The organism is Micromonospora sp. WMMD558 (assembly GCF_049315255.1).
Taxonomy (GTDB): Bacteria; Actinomycetota; Actinomycetes; order Mycobacteriales; family Micromonosporaceae; genus Micromonospora.
Genome location: NZ_CP186061.1, coordinates 3,548,473 through 3,566,549 on the forward strand (window position 1 = coordinate 3,548,473; position 18,077 = coordinate 3,566,549).

Annotated in this window: 18 protein-coding genes; 12 read left to right on the plus strand and 6 right to left on the minus strand. The window is 68.4% G+C overall.

What is annotated here, in order from left to right; all coding sequences use genetic code 11:
• Window positions 1–252 precede the first annotated feature (252 nt).
• Both ACN26Y_RS17195 and ACN26Y_RS17200 read left to right on the plus strand, forming a co-directional pair.
• Window positions 253–588: a hypothetical protein gene (locus tag ACN26Y_RS17195; RefSeq protein ID WP_155331239.1), complete on the plus strand. Its 336-nt coding sequence runs from the start codon at window positions 253–255 to the stop codon at window positions 586–588.
• Between the two features lie 6 nt (window positions 589–594).
• Window positions 595–1,515 (plus strand): ATP-grasp domain-containing protein, encoded by a 921-nt coding sequence (locus tag ACN26Y_RS17200; RefSeq protein ID WP_155331240.1) that lies wholly within the window; start codon window positions 595–597, stop codon window positions 1,513–1,515.
• 112 nt (window positions 1,516–1,627) lie between these two features.
• On the opposite strand, the gene ACN26Y_RS17205 is transcribed toward ACN26Y_RS17200, so the two are convergent.
• On the minus strand, window positions 1,628–2,593 hold the full coding sequence (locus tag ACN26Y_RS17205; RefSeq protein ID WP_196255869.1) for a COX15/CtaA family protein: 966 nt from the start codon (window positions 2,591–2,593) through the stop codon (window positions 1,628–1,630).
• Window positions 2,594–2,690: 97 nt separating this feature from the next.
• Here ACN26Y_RS17205 and ACN26Y_RS17210 point away from each other — a divergent pair, with 97 nt between their 5' ends.
• The 8 genes from ACN26Y_RS17210 (at window position 2,691) to ACN26Y_RS17245 (ending at window position 9,386) form a co-directional block, all read left to right on the plus strand.
• On the plus strand, window positions 2,691–3,446 hold the full coding sequence (locus tag ACN26Y_RS17210; RefSeq protein ID WP_155331242.1) for a helix-turn-helix transcriptional regulator: 756 nt from the start codon (window positions 2,691–2,693) through the stop codon (window positions 3,444–3,446).
• Window positions 3,443–4,873 carry a Fe-S cluster assembly protein SufB gene (sufB, locus tag ACN26Y_RS17215; protein WP_155331243.1) on the plus strand — a complete coding sequence of 477 codons (1,431 nt, stop codon included), beginning with the start codon at window positions 3,443–3,445 and terminating at the stop codon, window positions 4,871–4,873. Before ACN26Y_RS17210 ends, sufB begins: the two co-directional genes overlap by 4 nt.
• Window positions 4,874–4,970: 97 nt before the next feature.
• Window positions 4,971–6,113 carry a Fe-S cluster assembly protein SufD gene (gene sufD, locus ACN26Y_RS17220; protein ID WP_155331244.1) on the plus strand — a complete coding sequence of 381 codons (1,143 nt, stop codon included), beginning with the start codon at window positions 4,971–4,973 and terminating at the stop codon, window positions 6,111–6,113.
• A complete protein-coding gene (locus tag ACN26Y_RS17225; RefSeq protein WP_155331245.1) occupies window positions 6,113–6,439 on the plus strand; it encodes a non-heme iron oxygenase ferredoxin subunit in 327 nt (108 codons plus the stop codon). Before sufD ends, ACN26Y_RS17225 begins: the two co-directional genes overlap by 1 nt.
• Window positions 6,439–7,212 carry a Fe-S cluster assembly ATPase SufC gene (gene sufC / locus ACN26Y_RS17230; protein WP_155331246.1) on the plus strand — a complete coding sequence of 258 codons (774 nt, stop codon included), beginning with the start codon at window positions 6,439–6,441 and terminating at the stop codon, window positions 7,210–7,212. The genes ACN26Y_RS17225 and sufC overlap by 1 nt, the downstream gene beginning before the upstream one ends.
• Before the next feature lie 22 nt (window positions 7,213–7,234).
• Window positions 7,235–8,539, plus strand: a complete 1,305-nt coding sequence (locus ACN26Y_RS17235) for a cysteine desulfurase (protein ID WP_422733011.1) — start codon at window positions 7,235–7,237, stop codon at window positions 8,537–8,539.
• Complete coding sequence (gene sufU / locus ACN26Y_RS17240) at window positions 8,539–9,015, plus strand: Fe-S cluster assembly sulfur transfer protein SufU (protein ID WP_155331248.1); 477 nt, start codon at window positions 8,539–8,541, stop codon at window positions 9,013–9,015. The genes ACN26Y_RS17235 and sufU overlap by 1 nt, the downstream gene beginning before the upstream one ends.
• Window positions 9,012–9,386, plus strand: coding sequence for a metal-sulfur cluster assembly factor (locus tag ACN26Y_RS17245; protein ID WP_155331249.1), 375 nt, complete (start codon window positions 9,012–9,014; stop codon window positions 9,384–9,386). Before sufU ends, ACN26Y_RS17245 begins: the two co-directional genes overlap by 4 nt.
• Before the next feature lie 90 nt (window positions 9,387–9,476).
• On the opposite strand, the gene ACN26Y_RS17250 is transcribed toward ACN26Y_RS17245, so the two are convergent.
• Both ACN26Y_RS17250 and ACN26Y_RS17255 read right to left on the minus strand, forming a co-directional pair.
• Entirely contained in the window at window positions 9,477–9,794 is a 318-nt protein-coding gene (locus ACN26Y_RS17250; RefSeq protein ID WP_422733012.1) for a hypothetical protein, read from the minus strand.
• Complete coding sequence (locus ACN26Y_RS17255; RefSeq protein WP_422733013.1) at window positions 9,791–10,141, minus strand: hypothetical protein; 351 nt, start codon at window positions 10,139–10,141, stop codon at window positions 9,791–9,793. The genes ACN26Y_RS17250 and ACN26Y_RS17255 overlap by 4 nt, the downstream gene beginning before the upstream one ends.
• 180 nt (window positions 10,142–10,321) lie before the next feature.
• Between ACN26Y_RS17255 and ACN26Y_RS17260 the strand changes: the two genes are divergently transcribed.
• On the plus strand, window positions 10,322–10,582 hold the full coding sequence (locus ACN26Y_RS17260; protein WP_422733014.1) for a hypothetical protein: 261 nt from the start codon (window positions 10,322–10,324) through the stop codon (window positions 10,580–10,582).
• Between the two features lie 200 nt (window positions 10,583–10,782).
• Here ACN26Y_RS17260 and ACN26Y_RS17265 read toward each other — a convergent pair whose 3' ends face one another.
• The 3 genes from ACN26Y_RS17265 to ACN26Y_RS17275 all read right to left on the minus strand — a co-directional run bounded on the left by ACN26Y_RS17265 (window position 10,783) and on the right by ACN26Y_RS17275 (window position 17,154).
• On the minus strand, window positions 10,783–12,204 hold the full coding sequence (locus tag ACN26Y_RS17265) for an HsdM family class I SAM-dependent methyltransferase (RefSeq protein WP_422733015.1): 1,422 nt from the start codon (window positions 12,202–12,204) through the stop codon (window positions 10,783–10,785).
• A 94-nt stretch (window positions 12,205–12,298) separates the two neighbouring features.
• Window positions 12,299–13,654 (minus strand): restriction endonuclease subunit S, encoded by a 1,356-nt coding sequence (locus tag ACN26Y_RS17270; RefSeq protein WP_422733016.1) that lies wholly within the window; start codon window positions 13,652–13,654, stop codon window positions 12,299–12,301.
• A complete protein-coding gene (locus ACN26Y_RS17275) occupies window positions 13,651–17,154 on the minus strand; it encodes a DEAD/DEAH box helicase family protein (RefSeq protein WP_422733017.1) in 3,504 nt (1,167 codons plus the stop codon). Before ACN26Y_RS17275 ends, ACN26Y_RS17270 begins: the two co-directional genes overlap by 4 nt.
• 265 nt (window positions 17,155–17,419) lie before the next feature.
• Here ACN26Y_RS17275 and ACN26Y_RS17280 point away from each other — a divergent pair, with 265 nt between their 5' ends.
• Window positions 17,420–18,046: a LysE family transporter gene (locus tag ACN26Y_RS17280; protein WP_422733018.1), complete on the plus strand. Its 627-nt coding sequence runs from the start codon at window positions 17,420–17,422 to the stop codon at window positions 18,044–18,046.
• The last annotated feature ends 31 nt before the right edge of the window (window positions 18,047–18,077 follow it).

The window sequence follows — 18,077 nt, forward strand, 5'->3', positions numbered from 1 at the left end:
ACAGTCCGGACAAGTCATCCTCATGGATGAGTTGTCCGGCTTTTCATTTGGTAGATAGTAATTTCCTCACACCCCCGGGTCCGTCTTTCACGTTCATGTCTATGCAACTTTGGCGCCACCCATTCGTGAGGAAATTACGGGATAAAACCGGTCGAATCACCTGTGGTCTTCCTTAAACCTCGGGGTAATTGGCATCACAAAAGGTTCACGGAACTCGCCCGCATGGGTGCGAGTCTGCTTAGGCTTCGCGTCATGGCAGATGGTTCCGATACGACGCTGACGGCTGAACAGACCGCCAACGACCAGGCTCCCAACGGCCTGGTTGCCGGTATCAAGTCGTTCGCCGCCGGACACGGCGGGGCGAAGGCGGTCATCGAGTACGTCGGCAAGCGCGGCGCACGCATCGTCCTCGTCGGCTCCGACGGGGCCTGGGGCGACCAGTTCGCGGACGACACCGTCGTCGCGCGGCAGGCGTGCGCCAAGGCGGGAGTCACCGTCGAGAACGCCTGGGAGCGTGAACTGATGGACCAGATGCGTCCGAGCAACGACCTCTGGCGGTCGATGGCCCGGCGCACGATGGCCCGTTGACATAAATTGACCAACCACCACCAGTCGACCCGGGGGGAACCCCGGGTCGCTCTCGTCACCTGCGCCGCCCTGCCCGACCTGGAGGACGACGACCGTCTCGTCGTCGCTCCCCTCGCCGCCCGGGGCGTCAGCGCCGACCCGGTCGTCTGGGACGACCCCGCCGTCGACTGGGCCGCCTACGACCTGGCGGTGCTCCGTTCGCCCTGGGACTACATGCCCCGCCGCGACGAGTTCGTCGCCTGGGCGGCGGCCGTGCCGGCCCTGGCGAACCCGGCGGAGATCGTCGCCTGGAACACCGACAAGCGGTACCTCGACGAGCTCTCCGCCGCCGGGGTGCCGACCGTCCCCACCGCGTGGGTCACCCCCGGCGAGGAGTGGGAACCGCCGGGCGAGCACGGCGAGTACGTGCTCAAGCCCTCGGTCAGCGCCGGCAGCCAGGACACCGGCCGGTACGACCTGGCCGACCCCGGGCACCGCGACCTCGCCCGGGAGCACGTACGGCGGCTCGGCGCGGCCGGGCGGGTCACCATGGTCCAGCCGTACCTCTCGGCGGTCGACACCGCCGGCGAGACCGCGCTGCTGTTCGTCGCCGGCCCGGGCGGCCTCACCTACAGCCACGCGATCCGCAAGGGTGCGATGCTGAGCGGTCCCGACCTGGGCGTCGACGGCCTCTACAAGCCCGAGGCGATCACCGCCCGCACCGCCACGGCGGAGCAGCTGGCGGTGGCCGAGAAGACCCTCGCGGCGGTGCCGGGCGGCCCCGACCGGCTGCTCTACGCCCGCGTCGACCTGATCCCGGGCGCCGACGGCAGCCCGGTCCTGGTCGAGCTGGAGCTCACCGAGCCGTCCCTCTTCCTGGCGTACGCCGACGGCGCCCCCGAGCGCCTCGCCGATGCCATCCTCACCCACCTCACCAGCCGCACCTGACGCCCGCGCCACCTGCGGGCGCGGGGCGCGGCAACTTCGGGGAAGTTGCTGTCTCAAGCGGCAGCGAGGGGACATCTTCCCCGACGTTGTCCCCTCACCACAGCAGCGATCGTCAGGCGTGGACTGCGACCGGTATCTCGGTGGCGGGCGTGGTGCCGGTGGGGGCGGTCGGGCGGCGTTCGCGGGTCGACCAGAGGACCGACAGGGTGGCGAGCCACACCAGGCAGGACCCGAGCATGTGCGCGCCGACGAGAAGCACCGGCAGATCCGTGAAGTACTGGACAAAGCCGACGATCCCCTGAGCCAGCTCGATGACGAGCAGCACGCGGGCGGCGCGGATGGCGCTCGCCGGCCCGCCGACCGCCCGCAGCGCCAGCCACAGCGCCAGGCTCAGGCCGACGAGGAGGAACACCAGGTCGGCGTGCACCTGGGAGATCGTCTCGGGGTTCAGCCCGTTGCGCACCGCGTCGGCGTCACCGGCGTGCGGCCCGCTGCCGGTCACCGCCACGCCGACGACGATCACCGCCGCGCTGACCGCGACAACGATCTGCACCAGCGTCCGGAGCGGCGCCGGGACCAGGGGGTGCGTCGGGCCGTCCGGTTCGTCGATGCGGCGCCAGAGGGCGTAGGCGGCCAGCAGCAGCACCATGGAGACCACGAAGTGGATGCCGACGATCGAGGGGTGCAGTTGCATCCGCACCGTGATCCCGCCGATCACCGCCTGCGCCGCGATGCCCAGCACCACCGCCACGGCCAGCAGCACCACGCTGCGCCGGCGGGGGCGGTGTGCCCACGCGGCCAGCAGCGTGGCACCGGCGATCAGCACCAGGACGAAGGTGAGCAGGCGGTTGCCGAACTCGATCACCCCGTGCACGCCCATCTCGGGCGTCGTGATGTACGACTCGTCGGTGCACCGGGGCCACGTGGGGCAGCCCAGGCCGGACGCGGTCAGCCGGACCGCCCCGCCGGTGACGACGATCGCGACGTTCGCGACGATGTTGGCGAACGCCAGACGGCGCAGCAGGGTGGTGGAGACCGGGAACCGGACGGCAGGAGTCACGGCGCAAATCCTACGCACCGTAGTGGAACCCGATCGGGTGACTCCGCCGGTGCGGTGGTTCGGATCACCGACCCCGGGTTTGCGGGCCCCTGACGAATTACGTAACGTTGGCGTTGTGAAAAACGCGGCGGGGGTCTCCGGGCACCGGCCGGCGCCCGTACCGGCCGCCGGTCAGTCTGCCGCGTCCGATCTCTCGACCCGGGACCGGGTCACCCAGCTGCTGCTGGAGCGGGGTGCCACGACCGCCGCCCAGCTCGGCGACGCGCTCGGGCTCAGCCCGGCCGCCATCCGCCGGCACCTCGACGCGATGCTCGCCGAAGGCGACGTGGTCGCCCGTGAGCAGGCGGTACGCGGTCACCGGGGCCGGGGCCGACCCGCCAAGGTCTTCCTGCTCACCGACGCCGCCCGGATCCGCTGCGGCACCCACCACTACGACAACATGGCGACCGCCGCGCTGCGCTGGATCGCCCGTAACGGTGGGCCGGAGGCGGTGGAGGCGTTCGCCGCCGACCAGGTGGCCGCCCTGGAGGCCCGGTGCCGGGCCGCCATGGAGGACGCCGGCGACGACCCCCTCGCGCGGGCGGAGGCGCTCGCCGGAGCGCTGACCGCCGAGGGCTACGCTGCCAACGCGTCCACGATCGCCTCGGGCGGCCAGCTGTGCCAGCACCACTGCCCGGTGGCGCACGTGGCCGCCGAGTTTCCCCAGCTGTGCGAGGCCGAGACCGCGGTGATCTCCCGTCTGGTCGGCACCCACGTGCAGCGCCTGGCCACCATCGCGCACGGCGACGGGGTGTGCACCACGCACATCCCGGCCCAGCCGGGGCGTGCCCAGTCCGGTAAGACCGTCACCACTGTGAGGACAGATAGATGACCGAGCAGATCGTCCAGCCCCTGACCCAGGAGGAGCAGCTCGCCGCCCTGGGCAACTACGAGTACGGCTGGGCCGACCCCGACGTCGCCGGGGCGATCGCCCAGCGCGGTCTCAGCGAGGCGGTGGTGCGGGACATCTCGGCCAAGAAGAACGAGCCGGCCTGGATGCTCGACCTGCGCCTGAAGGGCCTGCGGCTGTTCGACCGCAAGCCGATGCCGGCCTGGGGCGCCGACCTCACCGGGATCGACTTCGACAACATCAAGTACTTCGTGCGGTCCACGGAGAAGCAGGCCACCAGCTGGGAGGACCTGCCCGAGGACATCAAGAACACCTACGACAAGCTGGGCATCCCCGAGGCGGAGAAGCAGCGCCTCGTCGCCGGTGTCGCGGCGCAGTACGAGTCCGAGGTCGTCTACCACAAGATCCGTGAGGACCTGGAGGAGCAGGGCGTCGTCTTCCTCGACACCGACACCGCCCTCAAGGAGCACGAGGACCTCTTCAAGGAGTACTTCGGCACGGTGATCCCGGTCGGCGACAACAAGTTCGCCGCCCTGAACACCTCCGTGTGGTCCGGTGGCTCGTTCATCTACGTGCCGAAGGGCGTGCACGTGGAGATCCCGCTGCAGGCCTACTTCCGGATCAACACGGAGAACATGGGCCAGTTCGAGCGGACGCTGATCATCGTCGACGAGGGCGCGTACGTGCACTACGTCGAGGGCTGCACCGCGCCCATCTACTCCTCGGACTCGCTGCACAGCGCCGTGGTGGAGATCATCGTCAAGAAGAACGCCCGCTGCCGCTACACGACCATCCAGAACTGGTCGAACAACGTCTACAACCTGGTCACCAAGCGCGCCGTCTGCCACGAGGGCGCCACCATGGAGTGGATCGACGGCAACATCGGTTCCAAGGTCACCATGAAGTACCCGGCGGTCTACATGACCGGCGAGCACGCCAAGGGCGAGGTGCTCTCGGTGGCCATGGCGGGCGAGGGCCAGCACCAGGACGCCGGCGCCAAGATGGTGCACGCCGCGCCGCACACCAGCAGCACCATCGTCTCCAAGTCGATCGCCCGGGGCGGCGGCCGCACCTCGTACCGGGGCCTGGTCCAGGTGCTGGAGGGTTCGCACAGCAGCAGGAGCACCGTGAAGTGCGACGCGCTGCTGGTCGACACCATCTCCCGCTCGGACACCTACCCGTACGTCGACATCCGCGAGGACGACGTGTCGATGGGGCACGAGGCGACCGTCTCCAAGGTCAGCGAGGACCAGCTCTTCTACCTGATGAGCCGGGGCCTCAGCGAGGACGAGGCGATGGCGATGATCGTCCGCGGCTTCATCGAGCCGATCGCCAAGGAACTCCCGATGGAGTACGCGCTGGAGCTCAACCGCCTGATCGAGCTGCAGATGGAGGGCGCGGTCGGCTGACGCCGACCGCGAACGCCGACCCGTCGGGCCGGGCCGGGCGAACCCCGGCCCGCCCTCCGATCAATGACACCGTCGTCGCAGAACAACCAAGGAAGAGATGACTACCCAGGCTTCCGCGCCGCCCAGCACCAAGTCGCAGGCGCTCCGCTCGTACGACGTCGCCGACTTCCCGGCCCTCACCGGCCTGGAGGAGGAGTGGCGCTTCACCCCGCTCAAGCGGCTGCGCGGCCTGTCGGGCGGGGTACAGGCCGCGACCGGCACGGTCGGGCACGAGTACGGCGACCTGCCGGCCGGCGTCACCGTCGAGCGGATCGGCTCGGACGACCCCCGGGTCGGCAGCGTGCTGACCCCGGTCGACCGGATCAGCGCCCTCGCGTACGGCGGTGCGGTCGGTGCGCTGCTGGTGCAGGTCGCCCGCGAGGCCGTGGTGGCCGAGCCGGTGACCGTGCGGGTGGTCGGCCAGGGCGCCGACGCCCTGGCCTACGGGCACACCTTCGTGGAGGTGGGCCGGTTCGCCGAGGCGGTCCTGGTGCTGGAGCACGTCGGTTCGGCGACCCTCGCCGACAACGTCGAGGTCTCCGTGGCCGACGGCGCGAAGCTCACCCTGGTCACCGTGTCCGACTGGGCCGACGACGCGGTGCAGGCGCAGCACCTCAAGGTCAAGCTGGGCCGGGACGCGCGCGTGCTGCACGTCCAGGTGACCCTCGGTGGTGACCTGGTCCGCCAGTACACCACCGTCGAGTACACCGAGCGTGGCGGCGAGGCCGAGCTGTACGGCGTGTACTTCGCCGACTCGGGCCAGCACCTGGAGCACCGGCAGCTGGTCGACCACAGCGTGCCGGACTGCCGCAGCTACGTGGGCTACCGGGGCGCGCTGCAGGGCGACAGCGCCCGCACGGTCTGGGTCGGCGACGTGCTGATCCGCGCCGAGGCGACCGGCACCGACACGTACGAGATCAACCGGAACCTGCTGCTCACCGACGGCGCGCGGGCGGATTCCGTACCCAATCTGGAGATCGAGACCGGCGAGATCGCCGGCGCCGGCCACGCGAGCGCGACCGGCCGCTTCGACGACGAGCAGCTGTTCTACCTGATGGCCCGGGGCATCCCGGAGGCCGAGGCCCGCCGCCTGGTGGTCCGCGGCTTCTTCGCCGAGCTGCTGAACAAGATCCCGGTGGACTCCCTGCGCGAGCGCCTCGGCGAGGCGATCGAGGCCCGGCTGGCGAAGGCCGGCGCCTGATGATCCGCATCTGCTCCACCGAGGACGTGCCGAAGGGCACCGCGATCAGCGCCGACGTCGACGGCACGCAGATCGCGCTGGTCCACGGCGAGGACGGCGAGTTCTACGCCGTGTACGACGAGTGCTCGCACGCCGCCGTCGCCCTCTCCGAGGGGGAGGTGGAGGGCTGCACGCTGGAATGCTGGCTGCACGGCTCGCGTTTCGACCTGCGGACCGGCGAGCCGACCGGGCTGCCCGCCACCGAACCCGTACCCGTCTACCCCGTCGAGATCCGCGACGGTGACATCTACGTCGACCTGACGCCGAGCAATGGAGTGACCCGATAATGAGCACCCTGGAGATCCGCGACCTGCAGGTGTCGGTGAAGCTGCCCGAGGGTGAGCTCAAGCCGATCCTGCACGGCGTCAACCTGACCGTGAAGTCGGGGGAGACCCACGCCATCATGGGTCCGAACGGCTCCGGCAAGTCGACCCTGGCGTACTCGATCGCCGGGCACCCGAAGTACGAGATCACCGGCGGCTCGGTGACCCTCGACGGCGAGGACGTCCTGGAGATGTCCGTCGACGAGCGGGCCCGCGCCGGCCTCTTCCTGGCCATGCAGTACCCGGTCGAGGTCCCCGGGGTCTCGGTGGCGAACTTCCTGCGCACCGCCAAGACCGCGATCGACGGCGAGGCGCCGAAGCTGCGCACCTGGGGCGGCGAGCTGCGCGGCGCCATGGAGCGCCTCCAGATGGACCCGGCGTTCGCCCAGCGCAACGTCAACGAGGGCTTCTCCGGCGGTGAGAAGAAGCGGCACGAGATCGTGCAGCTGGAGCTGCTCAAGCCGAAGATGGCGATCCTCGACGAGACCGACTCCGGCCTCGACGTGGACGCGCTGCGCGTGGTCAGCCAGGGCGTCAACCGGGTGCGCGACACCGGTGACACCGGCCTGCTGCTGATCACCCACTACACGCGGATCCTGCGCTACATCAAGCCGGACTTCGTGCACGTGTTCGTCGCCGGCCGGATCGTCGAGGAGGGCGGCCCGGAGCTGGCCGACAAGCTCGAGGAAGAGGGCTACGAGCGGTACGTCGCCGGGGCCGGGTCGGCGCGGGCCTGACCAGGAAGGGCCGGTCAGGACGATGACCTCCATCGCGATCCCGTCGGGCATGCCGCAGTACGACGACGTGCCGCGCTACGACGTCGCCGCGGTCCGCGCCGACTTCCCGATCCTCGACCGGGAGGTCAACGGGCACCCGCTGGTCTACCTGGACAGCGCGAACACCTCGCACAAGCCGCGCCAGGTGCTCGACGTGCTGCGCGAGCACTACGAGCGGCACAACGCCAACGTGTCGCGTTCGGTGCACACGCTGGGCACCGAGGCGACCGAGGCGTACGAGGGCGCGCGGGCCAAGGTGGCCGCCTTCATCAACGCCCCGAGCGTGGACGAGGTGGTGTTCACCAAGAACTCCACCGAGGCGATCAACATCGTGGCGTACGCGTTCTCGAACGCCTCGCTGCGTCCGGCCGCCGACCCGCGCTTCCGGCTGGGCCCGGGTGACGAGGTGGTGATCTCCGAGATGGAGCACCACTCGAACATCGTCCCCTGGCAGCTGCTGTGCGAGCGCACCGGCGCGACCCTGCGCTGGTTCCCGGTCACCGACCAGGGCCGCCTCGACGAGTCGGGCCTGGAGGACCTGGTCACCGAGCGGACGAAGATCGTCTCGCTGGTGCACATGTCCAACATCCTCGGCACCGTCAACGCCACCTCGCGGATCACCGCGCGGGTCCGCGAGGTGGGTGCGCTGCTGCTGCTCGACTGCTCGCAGTCGGTGCCGCACATGCCGGTGGACGTGGTCGACCACGACGCGGACTTCATCGTCTTCACCGGGCACAAGATGTGCGGCCCGACCGGCATCGGCGTGCTGTGGGGCCGCTCGGAGCTGCTCGCGGCGATGCCGCCGGTGCTCGGCGGTGGCTCGATGATCGAGACCGTGGCGATGTCGGGGTCGACCTTCGCCGCGCCGCCGGCGCGGTTCGAGGCGGGCACCCCGCCGATCGCCGAGGCGGTGGCGCTCGGCGCGGCGGTGGACTACCTGTCCGGCATCGGCATGCGGGCCATCCAGTGGCACGAGAAGCAGCTGACCGCGTACGCGCTGGACGCCCTGGCGACCGTCCCGGGGCTGCGGATCTTCGGCCCGACGGTGCCGGTCGGCCGGGGCGGCACGATCTCGTTCGCGCTCGGCGACATCCACCCGCACGACGTCGGCCAGGTCCTCGACTCGCTCGGCGTGCAGGTGCGGGTGGGCCACCACTGCGCCCGCCCGGTCTGCACCCGGTTCGGGGTGCCGGCCACGACCCGGGCGTCGTTCTACCTCTACACCACCACGGAGGAGATCGACGCCCTGGTGGCGGGCCTGGAGCAGGTGCGGAAGGTGTTCGACTGATGCAGCTCGACCAGCTCTACCAGGAGATCATCCTGGACCACTACAAGCACCCGCACGGCCGCGGCCTGCGCGACGCGGACCACCCGGCGGCGACCGTCGCCGAGGCGCACCACGTCAACCCGACCTGCGGCGACGAGGTCACCGTCCGGGTGGCCACCGACGGCGAGGTGCTGCACGACGTCTCGTACGAGGGCTTGGGCTGCTCGATCAGCCAGGCCTCGGCGAGTGTGCTGCACGAGCTGCTGGCCGGCCGGAAGGCCGGTGAGGCGGCCGTGGTGCACGAGGCGTTCGTGGAGTTGATGTCCGGGCGTGGCCAGGTCACGCCGGACGAGGACGTGCTCGGCGACGGGGTCGCGTTCGCGGGCGTGGCCCGTTACCCCGCCCGGGTCAAGTGCGCGCTGCTGCCGTGGATGGCGTTCAAGGACGCCGCGGCACGCGCCGGTGTGGGCGTCAGCCCGACGGAGGTGAAGGCATGAGCAGCGAGGAAACCGCCACCGCGGCGACGCCGGCGACCGGCGGCGGCAAGGCCGCCGTCGCCGACATCGAGGAGGCGATGAAGGACGTCGTCGACCCGGAGCTGGGCATCAACGTGGTCGACCTGGGTCTGGTGTACGGCGTCCACGTCGACGACGAGAACGTCGCCACCCTGGACATGACGCTCACCTCGGCGGCCTGCCCGCTGACCGACGTCATCGAGGACCAGGCCCGGTCGGCGCTGACCACCGGGCCCGGCGGCGGCCTGGTCAAGGACATCCGGATCAACTGGGTCTGGCTGCCGCCGTGGGGCCCCGACAAGATCACCGACGAGGGTCGCGACCAGCTCCGCTCCCTCGGCTTCAACGTCTGACCGGACGCCACCGGTCGCTCGTCGAGCGCGACGCCCACTAGGGCGTCGCGCTCGACGCGTCTGCGCTGCTGATGCCCGTCGGCTAGGCCGTCACGACCACCTGCGCTGGTTGCTGACAATCTTGGCCACGTCGAGTAGCGCGGCGAGCCGGTAGCGCAGCACGGCGCCCTGCGCCAGCGACAGGGTGAGGGTGGCGACGGTGGCGTCGTCCACGCCGGTGAGCAGTAGCAGCGGCTCGCCGGCCGGGTGTGTCGACTGGGTCAGCGACAGGTCGATGACGTACGCCTCGGCTCGGGCGGTTTCGACATGCCGGGCGCGGGACTGGTGCCGGCCTCGGCGAGCGCAGTCGGCCCGGTCGCACCAGCGAGGGCAGGCGGGCGGGTCGGGGGTGGTGGAGGGGCTCTTCATCGCCGGCCGCCCACCGGGTAGCCGGCGATGATGCCGGGGATCGGCCCGCCGGGCGTCTTGGTGTCGTGCGCGCGGTCGTAGGTCCAGCCGCCCGGGTCGCCGATGGTCGCGTCGCCTGCCCGGTGCGGGCTGGCGGCGGTGTACGGGGTAGGCGTGGGCGGCAGCGAATCGGTGGCCCGGTCCGGGTAACGGCGCAGTACGGCGTCGACGTCGTCTGGGGTGAGTTCGTCGCGGCGGCACCAGTAGCCGATGAGGATGGTCGCCTCGCGGGCGGAGTGCGCGCCGAATGCGTCCAGCGCGGCCACCGCCGCACGGACGACGGACTGATGATCAGGCGTGATTGTCACGGGTCGACCTCCCTGGGGCCGATCAAGTCCCCTGGTTGGCGTTAGAGGCGCTGGCCGGGGGACGTTCTATAGGGCCAACTTCGCACAGTAGTCATGTTGGCCTTCTCTGTGAACCTCACGGTTGGCCTAATCTGGGCCCCGAGGCGTTTTGCCTATGCCGCTGCCAGCAAAGATGGCCAAGTGGACCTCGACGAGGCGATGCGTGCGCTGAGGGTTGCAGAGGCCGCCCTGCCGCGAGCAGAGGCGCGAGCTGAGCAGCGGGCCAGGCAGATCAAGGCCGAGGCGCGGGCCCGGCTCGACCAGGCCCGCGCAGAGCTGCATCGCGCCATGGTCGAGGAGTACCGGCGTGGTGCTCGGCAGGTGGATCTCGTCAAGCGGACGGGCTACTCACGCGAGCGAGTGCGGCAGATCCTGCGTGCCGGCGGTGTGGAGCCGGAGTAGCCCATGAGTCGGCGAGTCCGCGATCTCGCCTTCTTACACGGCTGTGACAGGGACCGCGTCGCCGACTACCTCAACCAACCGTATGGAGGGCCCTGCACACAGACTGGTACTGCATCGGCCTGGACCCAGTCAGATCAGTCGGCCCAGACTCGCGACAGCCGGAAGGGCAGCAGCTAGCCCTGCCGGGGCCTGGTAACGATTCACTGCGTGGAATCGTCCGAAACCGCCAAAGGTGCCTTGGCGGCTTCCAGAGCCTCGGCGATCGCCGCGAACTCGCTGAGGGCGGCCTCTAGGTCCTCGACGATTTCCCGAGCGATCACCTCGGGCGGCAGGAGCGAGTCGGCATCCTCGAGGCTTGGATCCTTCAGCCAGGTGATGTCGAGGTTGACCTTGTCTCGGGCGAGCAACTCCTCGTAGGTGAAGGCCCGGAACCGCTCGGACTCCTCCCGCCTTTCACGCGGCTGGCAGGGGAGGTAGTGGGAAACGAAGTCGTCCAGGTGGTGACGCTGCAGCCTGTTCTGCTTCAGGGTGAAATGCTGGCCGACGCGGAAGTCGTACACCCACAGCTTCGACGTCCACGGCTTCTCGGGCCGAGCCGGCTTCTTGTCGAAGAACAGCACATTTGCCTTGACGCCACCGGCGTACCAGATGCCGGTCGGAAGGCGCAGCAGGGTATGGACGTCGAACTGCTTGAGCAGCCGTTTCCGGATGGTCTCGCCGGCCCCGCCTTCGAACAGCACGTTGTCGGGTACGACGACGGCTGCTCGGCCGGGTACGCCGAGCATCGAAGCGATGTGCTGGACAAAGTTGAGTTGTTTATTCGTGGTGGTAACCCAGAAGTCGTTGCGGCTGTAGGCGATGTCCTCGCGCGCCGCACGCCCGTTCTCCCCGATCACCGTGATCGAGGACTTCTTGCCGAATGGGGGATTGGCCAGGATTACACTCGGATACCTGTTCGGCGGCTCAGCGAGGCTGTCGCGCACCTCGATCAACGATGGTCCGTTGGGACGGCCGATACCGTGCAACAGCATGTTCATCGCTGCCAGGCGGGCCGTGCCATCCACTAGCTCCACGCCCCAGATCCCGCCCGTGGCGAGCCGATCGCGTTGCTCGGGAGTAAGCGTAGCGCCGTAATGTTCGGTGATGTGGTCGGCGGCGGCTAGGAGGAATCCGCCGGTGCCGCAGGCGGGGTCGCAGACGGTGTCGTCCGGGCCGGGCTGGACGCAGTCCACGATGGCGGAGATCAATGCACGAGGAGTGAAGTACTGCCCGGCTCCTGACTTGATGTCTTCCGCGCCCTTGGCAAGCAGTTCCTCGTACGCGTCGCCCTTGACGTCGACACCCTGGCTCGACCAGCTCTGCTGGCCGATCAGGTCGACAATGAGCCGCTTAAGCTTTGCCGGGTCCTGAATCTTGTTCTGGGCCTTGCGGAAGATCACGCCGAGGGTGCCGGGCTGCTTGCCCAGTTCCTCCAGCGTGTGTCGATACTCGATCTCCAGCTTGTCCCCGTCGGCGTCCAGCAGTCGCTGCCACGCGCCCGCCACGTTCGCCAGCGACGTGTCTGCGTTGAGCTTTCGGGTAGCGCGCTCGTGTGCCATTTTTAGGAACAGCAGGTACGTCAACTGCTCAACGTAGTCGATAGTGGAAACGCCGTCGCGCGCAGCACGTTGCAGTAATTCCACAGCTTCGCGACTAACGCGCGAGTGTCGCCTGTGCTCACGCTCCGACTCCCTCGATGTCAGCAGATTTCCTGATACGCCGCGCTCTCGGCACCTGCATTTTTAGCTGCTCGGCCTTGATCCTCGCCAGCAACTCCGACGCCGGCTCATCCGACACGTCCTGCGGCACCAATCCGCCGGCGAGTGCCTGCCGCAAGATCAAAGATCTCAGGTTGTGGGCCCTCCGTCTCGCGGACGTCAACTCTTGATGGAGGCGCGACCCAATGGTCAGTTGGGCGTCAACATCGCGGAGCGCTGCGCGTTGTACCTCCAAGGGCGGAAGCGGAATCTTTATGGACCGAATTAGTCCGAGGTTAAGGTTAGGCTGGACGCCGCCTGACGCAAGACGGCGGTTCTGTTCGTATGTCGCCTCTAAGAACAGCTTGAGCCAAGGCCGCCGCTCCTCGGTCTCCTTGCGGAACACAATAGCTGCACATGCCTGGTTAGTGGCAGCCGCGATGCGAAGTTCGGAACAACGTCCCCGTGTCTGCCCCTCGCCATACATCGCTACTAGTAGAGTGCCAGCAGGCCGGATCTTCGCTGCTGTCTCGGTGATCGCCTTATCGGTGATGTACTGCTCGGCGTTGTCGACGTACGGCCGATTAAGTAAAGCGCTCGTTATCCATGGTATCCTCCCGCCCTCATAGAAGTCTCGACGAGACCGCAGCGGGGTGGCACCTGTTCCCACCTCTGCTAGGTCGCCAATGGCTACCTCGGGCCACTTGCCTTGATAGCCAGGAAGCCGGCCGTTGATGGTCGCATTGAGCAGCGCCATTCGCCAGCGCGCCAATCGCGAAGTTGCGGTCAACAATCCCCGCATGGCTTCATCTAGCCGGGAGAGATGGTCTTCGAGCGCAGCGACGATGCGCTGCTGCTCGGCGAGAGGCGGCAGTGGCAGCGAGAACTTCATTAGGCGGGGAAGCTCTATGGAGGCAACTGTTGTTCCCGCTTTCCTGCATGTTCGCAAAATTTCTTGTTCATAGGCTCGCAATCCCCATGCGACCCAACGGGTGTCGACGCCGTTGGCAGGGGAAAGAGCCTTCATGTCTTGGTTGAGAGTGGTTGCGAACGGAACAATTCCCACCGGAATCGAGTGTTCAAGGATGCCTGATCGGACGACAATGGCAACTGAACCGGGCGGAACCATGCGGACGGGCGACTGTTGTAAGGCTGGCTGCGTAATATGATCACGAGTCGAACTGATCACCTCGGCGCCCATGTCCTTGGGTGACAGCCACGGAATTTCGCCGCCCTGCCAGAACTCCTGGCGAGCCTTTGATGGCGTAGCTCCGCCAAGCCAGGTGCCCAGATCGCCGAGAGATACCTTTGTCCAGCCTGCTGGCAGTTCGGTCATGCTGTGAGGTCCCGGTGGAGGTCGGTGAGGATGGCTTCGGCGTGGTCGTCCCCGAAGGTGTGGAGGAAGCCGTCGGTGCCGCCGCGCTCGGTGAAGGGTACTTGATCGAGATCTGTGTGCTCGAAGGCCGCGCTGGTTGCGACGACGTCGCGGATGCGCTCAAGCCACCAGGTCTGATCGACGGTGAAGGTGACCCCCGCCTGCTCCTGCTTGAGCAACCAGGCGGCGAAGCGTTCCTCCACGGCCGAACGATGCGGCCGAGGCTCGACGTCGAGGCCGAGTTCGTACCGGATGAGGCCGATGAGATCGACCGGCCCATAGCTGAGGCCCGGCCGGCGAGCGGTCAGTTCCAGTCGTTCGTACTCCCGCCACAGCCGCTCGGGCGTCCACGCGTGTGGGGGGCGGCCGATGCGAGCGGCTAGTTCCTTGAGCTGCCTGTAGACCCCTCGACCGCCGCCATGCCGGTAGGCGATCTCGATTGCGGTAATCTCGTCGCGGTGCTCCTCGATGAAGTTGCGCCAGCTTGTGACGGTCTCCTGGGCGCGCTTCTTCGGGTCGACGCCCTGCGCCTCGATCAGCTCGTCCGGGTTGATCTCGTCGTAGACAATGTCGTGCGCCCGGCGGATCTCCAGTAGCCGGTTGCGTAGTTCGGGATTCGCCGCCAGCGGCCGTACGGCCTCCTCGACCAGCTCCCGCACGCCCTGCCTGCCCCGGGATTCCGCGCGCTCGAGCTCGTCAGGGTCCGTGGCGCGTCGCAACGAGGTGACCACGGCCGTGAGAGGCTGGCCTGCGAGCTGTTCGAGCTCGGCACGCTCGTCCGGGGTGATTTGCAGGTTGAGCTTCGCCAGCCGGGAGGCAAGAGTGCCGGTCTCCTCTGGGGAGAGAGTCAGCGTGCCGGCTTTGCGGAGCAACTGCTCCAGGCTGATCTGCTTCTCGCTGTGCTGCTGCAGCGGCGAGGCGTCCACCCGCGGGGACTCCGTGACGCCGATGGCGTCGACGATGACGAACCGGTCCTTGACCTGGGCGTCAGGAGTGACCTGGGCGAGTTCGGCCGGGTCGAGGGTGCGGGCGCCGCGCCCCTTCATCTGCTCGAAGTAGGCCCAGCTCTTCACGTCGCGGAGGAAGAACACGCACTCCAAGGGGCGTACATCAGTGCCGGTGGCAATCATGTCTACGGTGACCGCGATGCGCAGCTCCGGGCTGTTGCGGAACGCGGCGAGCAGCTTCTGCGGATCCCGCGCCGAATAGGTGATCTTCGCGCAGAAGTCATTGCTCTGCCCGAACACCAGGCGGGTCATCTGCACGATCTCTTCGGCGTGGTTATCGTCGCGGGCGAAGATCAGCGTCTTGGGCACGTACCGGCGACCGGGGAAGATCTCCGTGAACAGTCGGCCGCGGAACGTTTCCAGCACCAGCCGGAGTTGGCCCTTGCTGATCACGTCCTTGCCGACCTGGCCAGCGTTGTAGGCGAGGTCGTCGTCGAGTTCTTCGTACCGCTGGCGGCGGGTACGCCGGTCCCGCTTCGGCACGACCGTGCCGGCCTCGATTGTGTCGCCCTGCTCCGTCTGCTTGGTTCGGATGCGGTAGACCTCGAAGTCGACGTTGACGTTGTCGGTAACCGACTGGGCGTAGGTGTATTCGCTCACCAGGTTCTGGTGGAAGAACCCGAAGGTCTGCTTGATCGGGGTGGCGGTAAGGCCGACCAGGTGCGCGTCGAAGTACTCCAGCACCCGCCGCCACTTGCCGTAGATCGAGCGATGACACTCGTCCACCACGATCAGGTCGAACGTCTCCGGCGGTACCCCCGGGTTGTAGCCGACCTCCGCAACTTCGTCGATGTCGTACGAGTCCAGGTCCGGGTCCTCGAGGTCCGGGTCCACGCTCTGGCCCCGTAGCATCGCGTGCAGGCGTTGGATCGTGGAGACCACGACCTTCGTCGAGGCGAGCATCCCCGCACCCGACAGCCGCTCAACGTTGAACAATTCCGTGAACTTACGCCCGTCGTCGGGCGTGACGTAGTTGTCGAACTCGGTCTTGGCCTGTATGCCGAGGTTGTTGCGGTCGACGAGGAACAGGATGCGGTTGGCGTTGGCGTAGTTGAGCAGTCGGTAGGACTCGGCCACCACGGTGTACGTCTTCCCGGCACCGGTGGCCATCTGGATCAGCGATCGGGGCTGGTCCTGCGCCAGCGATCGCTCCAAACCCTTGACCGCGTCGATCTGGGCTGGCCGAAGCCCCCGCTCATCGAGCGGGGGCAGCCGCCGGAGTCGTGCCCGCAGGGTGGGAGCTGACTCGTCCGCGTCCGCCTCCCGCATCCAGCGGGCAAGCGTTTCCGGCCGGTGAAACCAGAACACCTCACGGGCCCGAGGTGCCGGGTCGAGCATGTTGGTGAAGTGCGTCTCGGCCGCCGTGGTTTCGTAGCGGAACGGCAGTGGCAGTCGCCACGCCTGCAACTGCTGAGACGCCGTCAGGCTGGTCGCGTATCGGGCGGACTGGGCCTCGACCGGAGAGAGGATCTGCCCTTCCCGCTTCGCCTCGATTACCCCGACCAGTTTGCGGTCAACGTACAGCAGATAATCGGCCGGACCGGACGCCGTGCGGACCTCTCGCACCGCAATTCCGTCACCAGCGAACACGTTCGGCGCCTTCGCGTCCTGAATTACCCAGCCCGCCGCGGTCAGCATCGCGTCGACCTCGGCACGCACCTCCGCCTCGGTCAAGGGTTCCCGAGCAGCCCTCTGCGCGCTCTCAATGAACGCATCGCGCTTGGCGGCGCTTACCTTGGGCGGCGTTGCCAGCTCGAGCAGGAACTTCGCCTCGACCTCGGCCAGACGGGCATTCATCTGTTCGACCAGCACCTGCAACTGGTCCCGGTCCGCCTTAGCCTGGGCGAGCGCCTGCTCTGCGGCGAGTCGAGCTCGTGCCTCGGCCTCCAGCTGAGTGGCCTGATCGTCCCGGCGGAGCTTGATCTCAGCCAACCGTTGCCGGTAACGGCTCAACTCGCTACGGAGCTGCTCCAGCTCTGCCTGCTCGATGGTCGTTACCGCTGCGCCGTCGGCCTCTGGCTCTGCTGGCGGGACAAATGCTCTGGGCTCGCGGTCTCCTGTGATGGCGCGGTGGAACCACAGCCCCAGCTCGAAGCAGGTCCCGACCGTCGAAAGCGCCACCCGGACGTCCCCGAAATGGGTGTGCACGGCCCGGTTACCAGAGTTGCGTACCTCGTCGAATGCCTGCCGGATCCTAGGGAGCAGTACCCCCGCGTTGGTCAATGCCTGGAGCCGGGCATGCTGGGTCGTGCCGTCCACGCGGGTCTGTGTGAGTGCGACCAGCTTCTTCGCCAAGGTCTCCCCGAACCGACGCGCCTTGAACAACGCCGCGTCCGGGTCCGAGTAGACGTACGTTTCAGCACCGGCGCCGTCGAGGACGAGCAGCGGCTCGTGCGGCGCCAGGAACCCGAAGTTCTGCGAACGTCGCGCCAACTCATCGATCTGCTGAGCCATATTCCCCACCCGTCGAGCCGAGCAGAACAATGCAGCATAGCGGGGTAGGTAGCCGGAACGGAACAAGTGAACAATGCCCACTTGTGTCTCGCCGATCTCGGCCTGGCGCGGGCGACGGCGATAACCGGTCGCGCTGCCGGCCCGACTTCGACCATGATGACCGGGTGATCGAGGCGTACCCCGTGCAGGTCCCTGTCCGCGCGGCCACCCCCGCGCGTCGACAGCGGACCTCGTCCGGGTCCGGCTCGACCCGCCGACCACGGTCGTGACCGGGGCTTTCCTGGCCGGGCTGGTCGCCGGGTACGGCGTCGCGATCCCGGTCGGCGCCATCGCCGTCCTCATCATGGGGTTGGCCGCGCGGACGTCGTTCCGGGTCGGCGCCGCCGCCGCACTCGGCGTCGCCACCGCCGACGGCCTGTACGCCGCCGTCGCCGCCCTCGGCGGTGCGGCCCTGGCCGCCCTGATCGCCCCGGTCGCCGGTCCGCTGCGCGTGGCCGCCGCGCTGGTGCTGCTCGGCCTCGCCGTCCACACCGCCTGGCGGGCCCTCCGCCCGGCGGGCGGCACCACGACCGACACCCCGCGTCGGGGTCTGGACAGCCCGTCCCGGGCGTTCGCCGGGGTGCTCGCGCTGACCCTGCTCAACCCGGCGACCGTCGTCTACTTCGCGGCGCTCGTCCTCGGCCGGCGGGACGCCGCCGACCCCGACCTCACCGTCGGGGGCGCGTTCGTGCTCGGGGCGTTCCTCGCGTCGGCGAGCTGGCAGTTGCTGATCGCCGGGGGCGGCACCCTGGTCGGCCGCGTGCTCGCCGGTCCGCGCGGCCGCCTGCTGACGGCCCTGGCCTCCAGCGCCATCATCGCCACCCTCGCCGTCACCACCCTCCTGCCCGGGTAAACCCGCCCCCCTCTCCCCGCGATCTTGCAGT